Below are 16,100 nucleotides of genomic sequence, written 5' to 3'. Positions count from 1 at the left end.
ACACAGGGCTCGGCGACACTGCCGCTACTGAACACCACCCAGGAGTACTGCCATGCGTCGATCCCCCCTGTTGCTGCTTGCAGCCGTCCTGCCGCTGGCCGCCTGCAGCCATGCCGGTGGCAACGCCTCTGCCGATGCCGGCAGCCTGCCGGCCAAGGTGTCCGATGGTCCGCAGGAGTGCCGCCCCGAGGCGCTGGACGCATTCACCGGCAAGACCGCCGACGAAGCAACGATCAAGAAGCTGGTGGCCGACAGCGGCGCGCGTAACGCACGCGTGGTGAAGCCGGGCATGGCGGTGACCATGGACTTCCGCCAGGACCGGGTAACGGTGCAGGTGGACGCACAGAACCGCATCGAACGTGCCAGCTGCGGCTGATGGGGTAGCGCCGGGCCCTGCCCGGCGGATTCCATTCGGATACGCGCCGCTGCGGGCGCCGGGCATGGCCCGGCGCTACCGCTCTGTCAGAGCCGCTCGGCCTTGCCGCTGGCCAGCGCACGCGCGATGACCTGCTCTGCCTGCTTCGCTGCCTGTGCCTGCAGCCGTGCCTGGCGCTCACCCAACGCGGCCTGTTGACTGCCCAGTGCCGCCTGCTGGCTTCCCAGCGCGGCCTGCTGGCTGGCGAGTCGGCTCATCTCGCGGCTACGCTCGGACTGCAGCGCCTGGTTGCGGGCAACCTGTGATGCGCGCTGTGCTTCGGCCGCAGCCTTGCGTGCAATCGCCGCATCATCCACCGCGCCGCGTGTAGCCCGCGCCGCTTCGGCTGCCGCTTCGCGATTGATGTCGCGATCGTTGATCGCACTGCGTGCAGCCCGTGCGGCGGCGAGGGCGATCTCACGCGCCTCTTCGCCCTGCAGCCTGCCCAGCTCGCCCTGCTCGCGGCCGAGCTGGCCCTGCTGACGACCCAGCACACTCTGCTGGCGCCCCAGTTCACTCTGCTGGCGGCTCAGGTCGACGGCGCCGGCATAGGCACGCTGCAACGACTGGATCAGCATCGGATCGCGCACCACGTAGCGCTTGTCGCCCTGGCGGAACCACAGGGCGGGGCCGTCACCAAGCCGGCTGCGCGCCTGCATCACATCGTCCATGCCGGCATTGGCGAACGCCTGGCCGTGATCAACGAGGACGAAGGCCTGCTGTGGCGGCGTACCCAGATCCAGCTGGCCATGGGTGACGATGGTGGTCTGCGAGTGCGCATGGGTGCCTGCGTCCTGCTCCTCGTCTTCATTGACGTCGGCAGGTTCCTCAGGCTCGGCGGGTTCTGCCGGCTCGGCCCAGTCGGCCGGCTCCGCCGGTACCGCTGCGGCAGGCGGCGCTGCCGGTGCCGGGGGTGCTGCGGGCGGCGGCGGCGGCGCTGGCACAGCGCGCGGCGGTGCCGGCGGTGCAGGCGGGACCGGCGCGGCCACCAGCCGCATCGGCGCCACTCCCACGGCCAATACAACCAGCGTCAAGCCGACGGCCAGCAGGCGTGGGCACGCCCGGTGCGACTGCAGCGACAGCAGGCGGCGCTTGAGGCTGGTGGTGCTGGGCGCTGCGCTGGCCACGCCGAGGTGTGGCTGCGGCGCCACACCCAGCTGCAGCAGCAACCGGCCATAGGCATGACGGCTGGCACCGTGCTGGCCGACCACCGCCGCATCCACGGCTTCCTCGCGGGCCTGGGCGTATTCGCGCACGGCCAGGCGCAGCAGCGGATGGAAGAAGAACAGGTGCTGGGCCAAGGCAGGCAGCAGCCCCCACTGCAGGTCACGACGCTGCAGGTGCTGCAGCTCGTGGGTCAGCGCCAGGTCCAGCGCATCGCCCTGCAGCGCGTTCATTCCCGCCGGCAGCAGCAGCACCGGACGGAACGGCCCGACCAGCTGCGGCGCGTCCACCTGGTCGCTCATCCACAGGCGCGGCGCGCGGCGCAGGCCGTGCGCATCCGAGGCCAGCTGCAGCGCCTGCACCAGCGCCTGGTCCTCGCACGGATACGACGCCGCCAGCAGCGCACGGCAACGGCGCCATTCGCCGAAGGTCCGCAACGCCATCAGCAGTACACCGGACATCCACAGCGCGGCCAGGGCCAACGCCCACCAGGCCACCGGGGTGCTGCCGACATCACCCATCGGCGTGTTCGCCAGCAGGTGCGCCGATGCCTCCGGTGCCATCGTATATATCGCGTCCGCCGCAAGATCCACGGTCGTCACTGCCACCGCATCGGGTGCGGGCAACCAGGCCAGCTGCAGCGGTTGGCTCCACAACAGACCGACCACCGCCTGCAGCGACACCAGCCACCACAACCGGCAACGGGTGGCCGCCGACAGTGCCGGCAGCGCGCGGCACAGCAGGTACACCAGCGCCACCAGCAACACGGTCTGCAAGCTGGTCCAACCCAGCCGCTCCAGCATCGGAATCAACATCGAGGTATCCATGGCTCAGTCCTCCTGGCGACGCGATTGCAGTTCGGCCACCAGCGCTTCCAGTTCGGCCAGTTCGTTGTCGCTGACCTTCTGCCGCTGCGACAGGTACGCCACGAATGGCGACACCGAGCCCTGCAGCGTGTTGTCGACGAACTGGGCAACGGCGCCCTGCAGCACGCTCTCCGGGCCACGGGTAGGCTGGTAACGGTAGACACCCTGCTGCTGCCTGCGCTGCAGGTAACCCTTGGCGCGCAGGCGCTCCATCATCGTCAACACGGTGGACCGGGCCAGTCCGCGCGGTTCGCCATAGCCGCTGGCGACCTCGCCGACGCTGGCCGGTGCCTGCTCATCCACATACTGCAGCAGGGCCAGTTCCTGGTCCCCGATGGTCTTGCCACGCATGACAACACTCCCTTGACTACACGTGTCGCTACTGTTGCCATGACGACACCTGTAGTCAACCCCCCGGAAGTCATGGGCCGACGAACGGTAGGGCGCGCAGCCGGCTTGAACCTTTTACGCCGGGCGCGCATCCGACCCATGGCCCGTCGCCTGCGGCAGCCGTCATCGCCGCCGATCTTTCCGCCCTCCGGGAACCCGCATGCCTCGCCAGACGCTACGAACCCTGCTCATGATCATCAGCCTGCTGCCCTTCGCCGCCGTCTCCGCCAACCAGGACCAGGCCAACGACCAGACCCGTCGTTTCATCCGGCAGACCATGCAGGAACAGCGCATCCCGGGCCTGCAGATCGCGGTGGTCAAGGATGGCCAGGTGGTGCTGTCGGAAACCTATGGGCTGGCCAACGTCGAGAACGGCGTGGTCGCCACCCGCAGCACCCGGTTCCCGCTCAACTCGGCCACCAAATCCTTCACCGGTGTCGCTCTGGCGCAGCTGGCACAGGACGGGCGGGTGGATCTGGACGCGCCCATCGCGCGCTATCTCGACGACCTGCCCGAAAGCTGGCGGGCGGTGCGGGTGCGCCAGCTGCTCGCCCACACCTCCGGCCTGCCCGACATCCTCGATGCAGAGGGATTGCTGGGTGGGGGCTCGGAACAGGATGCATGGCAGGCGGTCCGCGCGCTGCCGGCAGAGGCCAGGGCCGGCGAGCGTTTCCAGTACAACCAGACCAACTACCTGCTGCTGGCGCGGATCATCGCGCGGCAATCCGGCATGCCCTACGAACGCTTCCTGGCCACCGGCCAGTTCTCCACCGCGCGCATGGCACGCACCACGTTCGGCGACAGCTACGACCTGATCCCGGATGCGGCGACGATGTACAGCTACCTGCCACGCGCCACCGATGCAAAGGATGCGACGCCACGCCTGTCGCACTGGTTCTACGACATGCCGCCCAGCCTGTGGGCCGGCGGCGGCATCCTCACCACGGCCGATGACACCGCGCGCTGGTTGGCAGCATTGCAGGAGGGACGCCTGCTGGAGCAGCGCGCGGTGCAGCGGATGTGGACGGCCGAGCGCCTCAACGATGGCAGCGCCGGTGACTGGGCCGCAGGCTGGCCGGTGTTCAACACCGCACCCGACCTGCAGGTGGGCGGCATGGGCGGTGCGCGCTCGGCCTTCATCGTCTATCCCGAGCGCGGCCTCGCCGTTGTCCTGCTGACCAACCTGGTCGGCGCCAATCCGCAGCAGTTCATACCGCGCATCGCCGGCTTCTACTCCGCCGCGCCCTAGCCACGCGGCCCGCCCATCACCGGCAGGATCACCCCGCTGATGTAGCTGGCGCAGGCCGGCGAGGCCAGGAACACATAGGCCGGCGACAGTTCTTCGGGCTGTGCCGGCCGCCCCATGTCACTGTCCTTGCCGAACTCGGCCACATCCTTGGCCTGCTTGTCGGCCGGATTCAACGGCGTCCACACCGGGCCCGGCGCCACGCAGTTGACCCGGATGCCGCGCGGCAGCAACTGGCTGGCCAGCGCCTTGGTGAACGCATGGATCGCGCCCTTGGTAGCCGAATAATCGATCAGTGCCTTGCTGCCGAACAGGCCGGTTTCCGAGCCGGTGTTGATGATGCTGGCGCCCTCGCCCAGGTGCGGCAGCACTGCGCGTGCCATCTGGATATAGCCGCCGATATTGGTCTGCAGGGTTTCCTGCAGGTGCGCGTCTTCCAGGTCTTCCAGGCGCTCGCAGTGCAGCTGGAACGCCGCATTGTTGACCAGGATGTCGATGCCACCGAAGGCCTTGGCCACCTGCTTGACGGCCTTGTTGCAGAAGCCCGGGTCGCGCACGTCGCCGGCGATCACCACGCAGCGGCCGCCCTCTTTTTCCACGTGCTGACGCGTCAGCTCGGCGTCCTTGGCTTCATCCAGATGCAGCACGGCAACGTCGGCGCCTTCGCGGGCGAACAGCACCGCCACCGCACGGCCGATGCCGGAATCACCACCGGTGACGATGGCCCGCATGCCCTGCAGCTTGCCGCTGCCGACGTAATCCGGCGCGAGGAAGCGCGGGGCCAGCTCCAGTGCATGCTCATGGCCGGGCTTGGCCAGCTGCTGCGCCGGCATCTTCTCCGGCTGATGGCGCGGTCCGGCCTGGGTGGCGGTCTTCTTTTTTGTCGCCTTCTTTGCCGCGCGTACATCCTTCGCTTTCTCCTGGTCCTGCAGGCGTCGCTGCCGTGCTGCGACACGCGCCGCGCGCGGATCGGAAGCGGCGGCCTTGCGGGTGGCGGTCTTCACCACGCGCGGGCGCTCGGTATCGGCGGCCGTCGTCGCAGCGGTACTGCCCTTGCGGACCTTGGGGTCGCCTTGCGGCGGGCGGGGGTCTTCTTGGTGGTGGCCATGCAGGTCTCCTCGGGAGGGTGGGGGTTGCCGGCCAGCGGCCGGCACTACCGGGGCGCGTGCGCCGCAGTACCGGGGCGGCGTGCGCCGCTCGTGCAGTGTCTCCACGCAGGCTGTTGGCAGCAGTGAGCGCACTGTGTCCATCGCGTGCACGGCGTTCATTCCGCCACCACGCGTGTCGTCGCACCCTGCAGGCCACAACACGAGGAACGCCCCCCATGAAACATGCCATTGCCACCGCCGTCGTCTGCTTCGCTCTCGCCGCCTGCAGCAGCAGCCCGGTCGCCCAGGTCCAGCCGATCGATGGGGTGATTTCAGGCCAGTGCCACACCGACAAGGTGCGCGGCGCAGTCGGCCTCGCTGCTTCGGGCATGACCATCGAACGTGCGCGCGTGGACAGCGACAGCCTGCACGTGCAGGTAACCCGCGGCAGCCGCGAGCGCAGCGGCAACACCGCCAGCGGCGCTGCCGATCCGGCCGCCGGTGCAGCCACGGAAGGTGGGGATCGCCTGACCATCGAAACCGGCCGCACCAACAACATCACCGCCATCTACTGCGGCTGACCTGCCTTGCGGCTGAGCCGCCGGGCCCGCCGCAGTACCTTCAATGTGGCCTGCTCCCACTGCCGCGGGCCGCGCAGGCCCGCCAATGCAGTCAGTTCGCCGCGTTCCCAACCGGCGAACACGCAGGGATCGATGTAGGCCTTGCGGCATACCGCTGGCGTATTGCCCAAGCGCGCAGCCACCTGGCACACCACCTCGCGTTGCGCCTTGGCCAGCGCGCGTTGGCTGGCCGGCTCGGGCAGCTCGGTGGCGGCGAAGGCCTGCACCGCCGCCATCGTGCCGCCCCAGGTGCGGAAGTCCTTGGCGGTGAAGTCCTCGCCCATCACCTCGCGCAGGTAGTCGTTCACCGCGCCCGAATCCACAGGCTGCACCTCGCCCGCGTCGTCGCGGTACTGGAACAGGGCCTGACCCGGCAGCTGCTGCACGCTGCGTACCAGCGCGCCCAGCCGACGGTCACCGACCACCACCTCCTGCAACTGCCCGGACTTGCCGCGGAAGCGCATGCGCACCCGGCCACCCCGAAGCAGGTCCAAGTGACGGTTGCGCAACGTTGTCAGGCCGTATGACTTGTTCTCCTGCGCATAGGCTTCATTGCCCACCCGCACCAGCGTGTCGGCCAGCAGCGCGACCACCACCGCCAGCACCTTCTCGCGCGGGAAACCGCTGCGCTTGAGGTCGCGGCCCAGGCGTCGCCGCAGCGCCGGCAGTGCCTGGCCGAAGGCGATGGTGCGGTCGAACTTGCCGGCGTCGCGCACGGCCGCCCAGTCGGCGTGGTAACGGTACTGCTTGCGCCCGCGCGCATCGCGGCCGGTGGCCTGCAGGTGGCCATCGGCGTGGGCGCAGATCCACACGGCGGTATAGGCCGGTGGAATGGCCAGCGCGCGGATGCGCTGCAGGGTGGCGGCATCGCGCACGGCATGGCCATCGGCATCGCGATAGGCAAAGCCCTTGCCTGCGCGTCGCCGGCTGATGCCAGGCTGGGTGTCATCGACGTAGCGCAGGCCGGCGGCGCGCGCGGCCTGGCGTTCGGGTGTGGGGGTCGCTGGCATGCCTGCAGTCTGCCGATCGGCGCGGCGTGGCCACGTCAATAACGCAAGACAAACACGTGAGGGCGGGTTCGCCGCTATGCTCGGCCTTTCACCGTCCCTTCCCTTCCGGAGTCATGATGTCGTTCCCGATCCGCGCCCGTTCCCTCTCCGCCCTGCTGCTGCCGGCCGTGCTGGCCCTGACCGCCTGCCAGGCGCCGTCGCTGGATGAGCAGGATTCGGCCACCGCCCACGCCCAGCAGGCCGCCGAGGCCGCCAAGGCGCCGGCCGACGAAGCCGGCAAGGCCACCGAAGCACCCCCGGTCGGCAACTGCGACGCCAGCCAGGTGCAGAGCCTGGTCGGCCAGCCCTATACCGAAGCGCTCGGCAAGCAGGCCCAGGAAGATGCCGCGGCCAAGCAGCTGCGCGTACTGCACCCCAATGACGTCACCACGATGGAGTTCCTGGGCGATCGCCTGAACATCGAAGTGGACGCAAAGGACGTGGTCAGCGGCGTCCGCTGCGGCTGAGCAAGCCCGCGCCGGCAAGCGTTTGCCGGCGCTTTGGTTGCGCCTGCAACCGTGTATTGCGGCGTTGCAGCAACCTGTGATCTAGTCGAGGCATCCGGTGGCCTCATGATGCGCTCCAGGAAGAGCACGGCGTGTGCGTCAGGGTGAGTGTGAAGACACTTGGCGTGCGGCCAGACAGGGCGCGCGCCGCCGCGCAGGCCAGTGCCTGCGCAAAGTGAGCAACGCCGCATGGGCGTGCGCCAAGCGGCTTCCCGAGGGGCCGCGCCATGCGCGGCACACTCCACCATGACGTACAGGGCGTGCTCTACAGAGCGGGCAGGGGTGTCCCCGTTCATTTCAATCTGCATCGAGGTAGAGATGGCCCCCCGCAACCGCCAAGGGCTTTACGACCCGCGCTCCGAGCGCGATGCCTGTGGATTTGGCATGGTCGCCCAGCTCGACGACCAGCCTTCGCGCCTGCTGGTGGATACCGCCATCGCTGCGCTCTCGCGCATGACCCACCGTGGTGGTGTCGCCGCCGATGGCCTCACCGGCGATGGTTGCGGCCTGCTGCTGCGCCGCCCCGATGCCTTCCTGAAACTGCTGGCCAGCGAAGCCGGCATCGCCGTCGGCGCGCGCTTCACTGCGGGCCTGGTGTTCCTGCCGCACCATGCCGACGCCGCACAGGCCTGCCGCACGCAGCTGCAGCAGCAGATCGAAGCGGTGGGCTGCAAGGTGGCCGGCTGGCGCGAGGTACCGACCGACGACAGCGTCTGCGGACAACTGGCACGTGACACCCTGCCGCGCATCGAGCAGGTGTTCGTCGATGCCGGCGTCGGCCAGGATGACGCCGGCTTCGGCCTGGCCCTGTTCCTGGCCCGCCGCCGCAGCGAACAGCAGCTGCGTGCGCACGCCGACTACTACGTCACCACGCTCAGCCCCAACGCCATCAGCTACAAGGGCATGGTGCTGCCGGACAAGCTCAGCCGCTTCTTCCCGGACCTGCAACGCCGCGAACTGGCCTCCAGCGCCATCGTGTTCCACCAGCGCTTCTCCACCAATACGCTGCCGCGCTGGCCGCTGGCGCACCCGTTCCGGATGCTCGCCCACAACGGCGAGATCAACACCATCGAAGGCAACCGGCGCTGGGCACAGGCGCGCAGCAAGGTGTGGAAGACGCCCCGTTTCGACATCGGCGAATTCGACCCGGTCATCTCCATGCACGGCTCCGATTCGCAGAGCCTGGACAACATGCTGGAACTGATGGTGTCCGCCGGCATGGAGCTGATCCAGGCGCTGCGCATCCTGGTGCCCCCGGCAACGCAGTCGCTGGAATTCAAGGACCCGGACCTGGCGGCGTTCTACGAGTTCCACGGCCTCAACAGTGAACCGTGGGACGGCCCGGCCGGCATCGTCGCCTGCGACAGCCGCTACGCGGTGTGCACCCTCGACCGCAACGGCCTGCGCCCGGCACGCTGGATGCTGACCGCCGATCGCCACTTCCTGGTCGCCTCCGAAGCAGGCGTCTGGGAAGTACCGACCGAGCGCGTGGTGCGCAAGGGCAAGCTCGGCCCGGGCGAGATGATCGCCATCGACCTCAAGCGCGGTGACCTGCTCGATTCGGAGGCCATCGACCGCATCAACCGCGGCCGTGCACCGTACAAGCAGTGGCTGCAGCAGGGCGTCACCTACCTGCAGACCGAACTGATCGACCCGTCGCTGGTGGAAGAGCCGTTCGACGAAGGCACGCTGCGCAGCTACCACAAGCTGTACCAGCTCAGCAGCGAGGAAGTGGAACAGGTGCTGCGGCCGCTGGCCGAGACCGAGCAGGAAGCCACCGGCTCGATGGGCGATGACACGCCGATGGCCGTACTCAGCCAGCGCAGCCGTCCGCTGTACGACTATTTCCGCCAGGCCTTCGCGCAGGTCACCAACCCGCCGATCGACCCGCTGCGCGAAGACTGCGCAATGTCCCTGTCCACCCAACTCGGCAAGGAGACCAACATCTTCCATGCCGGCCCGGAGACGGTGAACCACGTCATCCTCAACTCGCCGGTGCTGAGCCAGCGCAAGCTGCGCCAGCTGCTGAAGATGGACCAGTACGTGCAGGCCAACCGCCTGCTCGACCTGTCCTACAGCGAAGAGGAAGGCCTGCGTGCGGGCATTGAACGCATCTGCGTCGAAGCCGAACAGGCTGCGCGCGACGGCATGGTGATGCTGCTGCTGTCCGACCGCTACCCGGTGGCCGGGCGGCCGATGGTGCATGCGCTGCTGGCCACCAGCGCCATCCACCACCACCTGTCACGGTTGGGCCTGCGCTGCGACGTCAACCTGATCGTGGAAACCGGCACCGCGCGCGACGCGCACCACATGGCCTGCCTGCTCGGCTTCGGTGCCACGGCGGTGTATCCGTACCTGGCCTACCAGACCCTGTTCGACCTCGGCCGACGCGGCATCCTCAAGCTCAGCAAGGGCGGTGAGCAGTCGCAGATCGGCCGCCGCTACCGCAAGGGCATCTACAAGGGCCTGTCCAAGATCATCTCGAAGATGGGCATCTGTACCGTGGCCAGCTACCGCGGCGCGCAGCTGTTCGAGATCATCGGCCTGGAGCCGGAGGTCGTGGAGCTGTGCTTCCCCGATACCGCCTCGCGTATCGGTGGCGCCGGCTTCGCACGCCTGGATGCCGACGCGCGTGAACTGTGCGCGCAGGCCTGGGATGCCCAGCAGGGCGTGGATGTCGGCGGCCTGCTGAAGTACGTGCACGGCGGCGAGTACCACATGTACAACCCGGACGTGGTGACCACCCTGCAGCGCGCAGCGCGCAGCGGTGACCCGCGTGCGTGGCAGCAGTACTGCGATGCCGTGCATGCGCGCCCGCCGTCGGCGCTGCGCGATCTGCTGCAGCTGGTGCCGGCGGCAACGCCGACACCGCTGGACGAAGTGGCACCGGCCAGCGATCTGTTCCCGCGTTTCGATACCGCCGCGATCAGCCTTGGTGCGCTTTCGCCCGAGGCACATGAAGCGCTGGCCATTGCGATGAACCGCCTCGGCGGCCGCAGCAATTCCGGCGAAGGTGGCGAAGACCCGGCGCGCTATGGCACCGACAAGCGCAGCAAGATCAAGCAGGTGGCCTCGGGCCGCTTCGGCGTCACCGCCGAATACCTGGTCAACGCCGAAGTGCTGCAGATCAAGGTTGCGCAGGGCGCCAAGCCCGGCGAAGGCGGCCAACTGCCCGGGCACAAGGTCAATGAACTGATCGCACGCCTGCGCTATGCCAGGCCGGGCATCGGCCTGATCTCGCCGCCGCCGCACCACGACATCTACTCCATCGAAGACCTGGCACAGCTGATCTACGACCTCAAGCAGGTCAACCCGACCGCGCTGGTGTCGGTGAAGCTGGTCAGCCATGCCGGCGTCGGCACGATCGCGGCGGGCGTGGTCAAGGCCGGTGCTGACCTGATCACCATTTCCGGCCATGACGGCGGTACCGGTGCGTCACCGGTCAGCTCGATCCGCTACGCCGGCGTGCCGTGGGAACTGGGCATCGCCGAGGCGCACCAGGCGCTGGTGGCCAACGACCTGCGTGGGCGCACCCTGCTGCAGACCGATGGCGGCCTGAAGACCGGCCTGGACGTGGTCAAGGCAGCGCTGCTGGGCGCGGACAGCTTCGGCTTCGGCACCGCGCCGATGATCGTGCTGGGCTGCAAGTACCTGCGCATCTGCCACCTCAACAACTGCGCCACCGGCGTGGCCACCCAGGACGAGCGCCTGCGCGAGAATCACTTCACCGGCCAACCCGAGCGCGTGGAGAACTTTTTCCGCCTGCTGGCCGAGGAAGTACGCGGCTGGCTGTCGGTGCTGGGCGCACGTTCGCTGCAGGAAATCGTCGGCCGCACCGACCTGCTGCGCCAGCTTGAGGTGTCACCGCGCGAAGACGTGCGCGTGGACCTGTCGCGGCTGCTGGCCGACGCCAGTTACCCAGGCAGCCACTGCGCCGCACAGCGCCTGTATGAATCTCCGGACAGCCTGGCCACGCAGATGGACGGCCTGCTGGCCGAGGCCATCGAACACAAGCGCGGCGGCGAGCATCGCTTCCTGATCCACAACACCGACCGCAGCGTCGGCACCCGTCTGGCCGGTGCCGTCGCGCGCGCGCACGGCAATCAGGGCATGGCCGAATCGCCACTGGAACTGCGCTTCCGTGGCAGCGCCGGGCAGAGCTTCGGTGCCTTCAACGTCGGCGGCCTGCACCTGGAAGTGGAGGGTGAAGCCAACGACTACGTCGGCAAGGGCATGGCCGGTGGCCGCCTGGTGGTGCGCCCGCCGCGTGGCGCACGCTTCGAGGCACGCAGCACCGCCATCATCGGCAACACCTGCCTGTATGGCGCAACCGGTGGCGAGCTGTTCGCCGCTGGCCGTGCCGGTGAACGATTCGCCGTGCGCAACTCCGGCGCACTGGCGGTAGTGGAAGGCGCAGGCGATCACTGCTGCGAGTACATGACCGACGGCGTGGTGCTGGTGCTGGGCAAGGTCGGCCTCAACTTCGGTGCAGGCTTCACCGGTGGCCTGGCCTACGTGCTGGACGTGGACCGCGATTTCGTCGACCGCTACAACCACGAGCTGATCGACATCCATCGCGTCTCCGCCGAAGGGTTCGAGAACTACCGCCAGCATCTGCACCGCCTGATCGGCCGTCATCGCGAATTGACCGGCAGCATCTGGGCGCAGCAGATCATGGACGAGTTCCGCGATTACATCGGCAAGTTCTGGCTGGTCAAACCCAAGGCCGCCAGCATCGAGTCGCTGACCGAAACCCTGCGCCGCGCGGCGTGACACACCGCACGTGAGCGATGCGCCGCATGCACTGGGCGCACCGGCTTCCCCACCGCTGTAGTGCCGGCCGCTGGCCGGCATCCGGAAATCCACAGAGTCCGCCATGAGCCGCAAGCACGCCTTCCAGTTCCTCGACCTGCCCCGGACCATGCCGCAGCGCATCCCGGTCGAACTGCGCACCTCCGGCGACTGGGGTGAGCTGTACGGAAAGTTCGGCAAGGAAGATGCGCAGTACCAGGCAGGCCGCTGCCTGGACTGCGGCAACCCGTACTGCAGCTGGAAGTGCCCCGTGCACAACGCCATTCCGCAGTGGCTGCAGCTGGTGCAGGAAAACCGCATCCACGAAGCAGCCACGCTGTGCCACAGCACCAACCCGTTGCCGGAAGTGTGCGGCCGGGTGTGCCCGCAGGATCGCCTGTGCGAGGGCAGCTGCACGCTGGAAGAGTTTGGTGCGGTCACCATCGGCGCGGTGGAGAAGTACATCGTCGATACCGCGCTGGCCACCGGCTGGCGGCCGGACATGGCCGCCGTGCAGCCCACCGGCCACACGGTGGCGGTGATCGGTGCCGGGCCCGCGGGGCTGGCGTGTGCCGACCGCCTGGCGCATGCCGGCATCACCGCGGTGGTCTACGACCGTTACGAACAGGTCGGTGGCCTGCTGCAGTTCGGCATCCCCAGTTTCAAGCTGGACAAGGACGTGATCCGTCGTCGTCGCGACGTGCTGGAAGGCATGGGCGTGCAGTTCCGCCTCGGCGTCGAGATCGGCCGCGACATCAGCCTGCAGCAGCTGCTGGACACCCACGATGCAGTGTTCGTCGGTACCGGCGCGTATCGCTACACCGACGGTGGCCTCGACGGCCAGGACCTGAAGGGCGTGCTGCCGGCGCTGCCGTTCCTGGTGCAGAACAGCCGCATCGTCGGCGGCGATGATCCACAGGGCCGCCCGATCGCTGGCTGGGAAGACCAGATCGCCCTGCCCGACCTCAATGGCAAGCGCGTGGTGGTCCTTGGCGGTGGCGACACCGGCATGGACTGCGTGCGCAGCGCGGTGCGACTGGGCGCGGCCAAGGTCACCTGCGCCTACCGCCGCGACGAAGCCAACATGCCGGGCAGCGCGCGCGAAGTGGCCAACGCGCGCGAGGAAGGCGTGCGCTTCCTGTTCAACCGCCAGCCACTGTCGATCGAAGCCGGCGCCGATGACGAAGTGATCGGAGTGACGGTGGTCGAGACGCGGTTGGGCGAACCCGATGCCAATGGCCGCCAGAACGCCGTGCCGATCGAGGGCAGCGAGTCGCTGCTGGAAGCGGACGTGGTGATCATCGCGTTCGGCTTCTCGCCCAGCGTGCCCTCGTGGCTGGCCGAGCACGGTGTGGAGGGCCAGGCCAATGGCCGCATCCTCGCCGGCGGCAAGGGCAGGCTGCCCTTCCAGACCGCCCATCCGCGCCTGTTCGCCGGGGGTGACGCGGTGCGCGGTGCCGACCTGGTGGTGACCGCCGTGGCCGAAGGCCGCGACGCCGCCGCCAGCATCGCCCGGCTACTGGCCCACTGACAGACCGAGTGGCAACAGCACTGCGGCCAGAGCGGCATGCAGTGCGTGGCGGTCAACCGGCTTGGCGATGAAGTGATCGATACCAGCGTCGTGGCAGGCCTGGCGGGTGCTGTCGAGCACGCTGGCGGTCAACGCGATGATCGGCACCCTTGCCGCGTCGGCACGAGGATCGGCGCGGATCGCGCGGGCCAGGGCAAAGCCGTCCATGCCCGGCATGTGGCAGTCGGTGATGACCAGCGCGAACCGTTGCGTCTGCCACGCCTGCCAGGCCTGCTCGCCATTGGCTGCGGCATGCACCTGCAGGCCCAGATCCCGCAGCTGTCGCACCAGCAGCTGCAGGTTGGTGGGATGGTCTTCGGCAACCAGGACCCGCACCGGCGGCAATTCGTGCACGCCAGCCGCATCATCACGATGTTCCACCGATGGCGCCTCGCAGGCCGGCAGGTACAGGTCCAGCCACACCGTGGTGCCCACGCCCGGCGTACTGCACAGGTGCAGTTGCCCGCCCATCGATGCCGCCAGCTCCCGGCAGATCGCCAGGCCCAGGCCGCTGCCACCGAAGCGCCGGGTGGTGGAGGCGTCGGCCTGGGTGAATGCTGCAAATACCGCCCGCTGGCGCTCCCGGCTGATACCCACGCCGGTATCGGTCACCTGCAGCCGCAGCTGCTGGCCCTGCGCGCGCTGCTGCAGCACCCGTACCTGCAGGTCCACCCCGCCGTGCAAGGTGAATTTCAGCGCATTGCCGGCCAGGTTGAACAGGATCTGGCGCAGGCGCAGCCCATCGGCCAACGATCCACGCTGCAGCGCAGGATCCACCTCGCAGCGCAGATGCAGCCCTTTGCTGGCCGCCACCGGCACCAGCAGGCGCTGCACCGCACGCAGCAGCCCGGCCAGGTCGGTGGGCAGGCACTGCGGTGGCTGTGGCCCGGACTGCAGGCGTTGGCTGTGCAGCACGTCATCGAGGATCTGTCGCAGCATCTGCGCGGCATCATCGATGGTCGCCAGTACCTGGCGCTGGCGCGCATCCAGCGCGCCACTGCCGAAGCGCTCCAGCATTCCCAGCATGGTGCTCATCGGTGTGCGGATCTCGTGGCTCATGGTGGCCAGGAAATGGCTTTTGGCGGCGGCATCCTGCTCGGCGTCACGCCGGGCATCGTCCAGTGCCTGCGTACGTGCGCGCGCCTCGGTGACATCCATCCAGTATCCGCTCCATTCCACGCCGCTGTCGCTGCAGGCAATCGGCCGCCCGTGCGAACGTACCCAGCGCCAGCCGTTGGGGCCGCGAGTGCGGAAGGTAACGTCGATGGGCCCACGCACCAGCGCGGCCGCGTCAACGCAGGCCAGCACCGAGCGGCGATCCTGCGGATGGACTGCCGCCAGCAGGCTGCCATGGTCGACCCGCGCGGTATCCACGCTGATTCCGAACAGGGCATGCACATCGCCGGCAATGTGGGGAACGCTGTACTCGCCGGTACTGCTGCGCCGCGCCTGGTACACCACCGCCGGCAGGTTGGCGGTGACCTCCTGCAGACGCTGTTCCAGCGCCTGCCTGCGCAGGCCTTCGCGGTGCAGTCGCCAGTAACCGAAGGCATGCACCAGGCCCATTGTCAGCAGCATCAGCAGCACCGCGATCAAGCCGCGCAGGGGCGACACCGGTGGCACGTGGCCGCGGCGAGGGGATGTCGAGACCCAGTGCGCCCGCAATGCCTCGCGCTGCTCTTCGGTCATGGCCGCCTGCAGTTGGTTGAAGCGATCCACCAGGTGCGCGCACGCCGGCAGCGCCGCCAGTACCAGTGCGTCGCTGAAGCCGGCCGGCGCTGCCACGTGCAGCGCGCCGCCAGGCTGATGGCGCAGCGCCGCTTCCACTTCCACCAGGTTGCCCACCACTGCATCGGTCTGGCCGCTGATCAGCAGCTGCAGCGCCTTGTCCAACGCCGCCACCTGCAGCAGCGGCACGTGCGCGCTCGACTCTTCCAGCATTGCAGCGAGCGGCACGATGTCGGGGCTGGCCACGCCATGACCGTGCAGCCCCTCCAGGCCGATGATCGGCCGCGCGTCGGGGCGTCGCACGATCACCTGCGGCACCTGCAGGTACGGAACGCTGGCCACCCAGCCTTTCGGCGTCTGCGCGCGCGGCCAGCCAAGCACGGCGTGGGTTCCGGCAGGCAGCGCAGCAGCGGCCAGCGTCGTCGCCGCGACCGGTGTGGCGCGCAGCGTGGGCACCTGCTCCTGCAGCAGTGCCAGATAGGCGGCCACCAGCCCCTGCGGCGTGTCGTCCTGACTGGACGACAACGGCGCACGGTCAGCGGGATAGGCCAGCAGGATGGGGCCTTCGCACTGCCCGGCCCAGGCCGGCGCCGACAGCAGCGACAACGCGACGATGCGGGCCAGGGGGCCAGCGACATTCATGGTGGACATCCTCATGTCGCAGGCA

11 protein-coding genes are annotated in these 16,100 nt (G+C 68.8%); 6 read left to right on the top strand and 5 right to left on the bottom strand.

The genetic code is table 11. The features are described from left to right. The first annotated feature begins 52 nt into the window (after positions 1–52). A complete protein-coding gene (locus LMF57_RS00450; RefSeq protein ID WP_222388021.1) occupies positions 53–376 on the top strand; it encodes an I78 family peptidase inhibitor in 324 nt (107 codons plus the stop codon). Positions 377–462: 86 nt separating this feature from the next. Here LMF57_RS00450 and LMF57_RS00445 read toward each other — a convergent pair whose 3' ends face one another. Continuing rightward, positions 463–2,406, bottom strand: coding sequence for a M56 family metallopeptidase (locus tag LMF57_RS00445; RefSeq protein WP_218788279.1), 1,944 nt, complete (start codon positions 2,404–2,406; stop codon positions 463–465). 3 nt (positions 2,407–2,409) lie between these two features. Continuing rightward, complete coding sequence (locus LMF57_RS00440; RefSeq protein WP_025876036.1) at positions 2,410–2,796, bottom strand: BlaI/MecI/CopY family transcriptional regulator; 387 nt, start codon at positions 2,794–2,796, stop codon at positions 2,410–2,412. 229 nt (positions 2,797–3,025) lie between these two features. On the opposite strand from LMF57_RS00440, the gene LMF57_RS00435 reads away from it, so the two are divergent. Continuing rightward, positions 3,026–4,084 (top strand): serine hydrolase domain-containing protein, encoded by a 1,059-nt coding sequence (locus LMF57_RS00435; protein ID WP_208083160.1) that lies wholly within the window; start codon positions 3,026–3,028, stop codon positions 4,082–4,084. On the opposite strand, the gene LMF57_RS00430 is transcribed toward LMF57_RS00435, so the two are convergent. After that, entirely contained in the window at positions 4,081–5,349 is a 1,269-nt protein-coding gene (locus LMF57_RS00430; protein WP_229290508.1) for an SDR family oxidoreductase, read from the bottom strand. The two genes, LMF57_RS00435 and LMF57_RS00430, sit on opposite strands and share 4 nt — an antisense overlap. A 56-nt stretch (positions 5,350–5,405) precedes the next feature. On the opposite strand from LMF57_RS00430, the gene LMF57_RS00425 reads away from it, so the two are divergent. Then, positions 5,406–5,750 carry a hypothetical protein gene (locus LMF57_RS00425; RefSeq protein WP_117309165.1) on the top strand — a complete coding sequence of 115 codons (345 nt, stop codon included), beginning with the start codon at positions 5,406–5,408 and terminating at the stop codon, positions 5,748–5,750. Here LMF57_RS00425 and LMF57_RS00420 read toward each other — a convergent pair. Continuing rightward, positions 5,738–6,799, bottom strand: coding sequence for a DNA topoisomerase IB (locus tag LMF57_RS00420; protein ID WP_229290507.1), 1,062 nt, complete (start codon positions 6,797–6,799; stop codon positions 5,738–5,740). The genes LMF57_RS00425 and LMF57_RS00420 overlap by 13 nt on opposite strands. A 116-nt stretch (positions 6,800–6,915) precedes the next feature. Here LMF57_RS00420 and LMF57_RS00415 point away from each other — a divergent pair, with 116 nt between their 5' ends. The 3 genes from LMF57_RS00415 (at position 6,916) to LMF57_RS00405 (ending at position 13,666) form a co-directional block, all read left to right on the top strand. After that, the gene (locus LMF57_RS00415) at positions 6,916–7,305 is read left to right on the top strand and encodes an I78 family peptidase inhibitor (RefSeq protein WP_025876043.1); all 390 of its coding nucleotides are present in this window, start codon (positions 6,916–6,918) and stop codon (positions 7,303–7,305) included. 357 nt (positions 7,306–7,662) lie between these two features. Beyond that, complete coding sequence (gene gltB / locus LMF57_RS00410) at positions 7,663–12,117, top strand: glutamate synthase large subunit (protein ID WP_208083157.1); 4,455 nt, start codon at positions 7,663–7,665, stop codon at positions 12,115–12,117. A 103-nt stretch (positions 12,118–12,220) separates the two neighbouring features. After that, positions 12,221–13,666 (top strand): FAD-dependent oxidoreductase, encoded by a 1,446-nt coding sequence (locus LMF57_RS00405; protein ID WP_117309162.1) that lies wholly within the window; start codon positions 12,221–12,223, stop codon positions 13,664–13,666. Here the strand turns inward: LMF57_RS00405 and LMF57_RS00400 are convergent. Further along, complete coding sequence (locus LMF57_RS00400) at positions 13,652–16,075, bottom strand: response regulator (RefSeq protein ID WP_229290506.1); 2,424 nt, start codon at positions 16,073–16,075, stop codon at positions 13,652–13,654. The genes LMF57_RS00405 and LMF57_RS00400 overlap by 15 nt on opposite strands. Positions 16,076–16,100 lie beyond the last annotated feature (25 nt).

The organism is Stenotrophomonas sp. SI-NJAU-1, from assembly GCF_020883215.1.
In the GTDB taxonomy this organism is placed as follows: domain Bacteria; phylum Pseudomonadota; class Gammaproteobacteria; order Xanthomonadales; family Xanthomonadaceae; genus Stenotrophomonas; species Stenotrophomonas indicatrix.
Note: the sequence above shows the minus strand (reverse complement) of the source record. Positions and strands in the feature narration are given on the sequence as shown.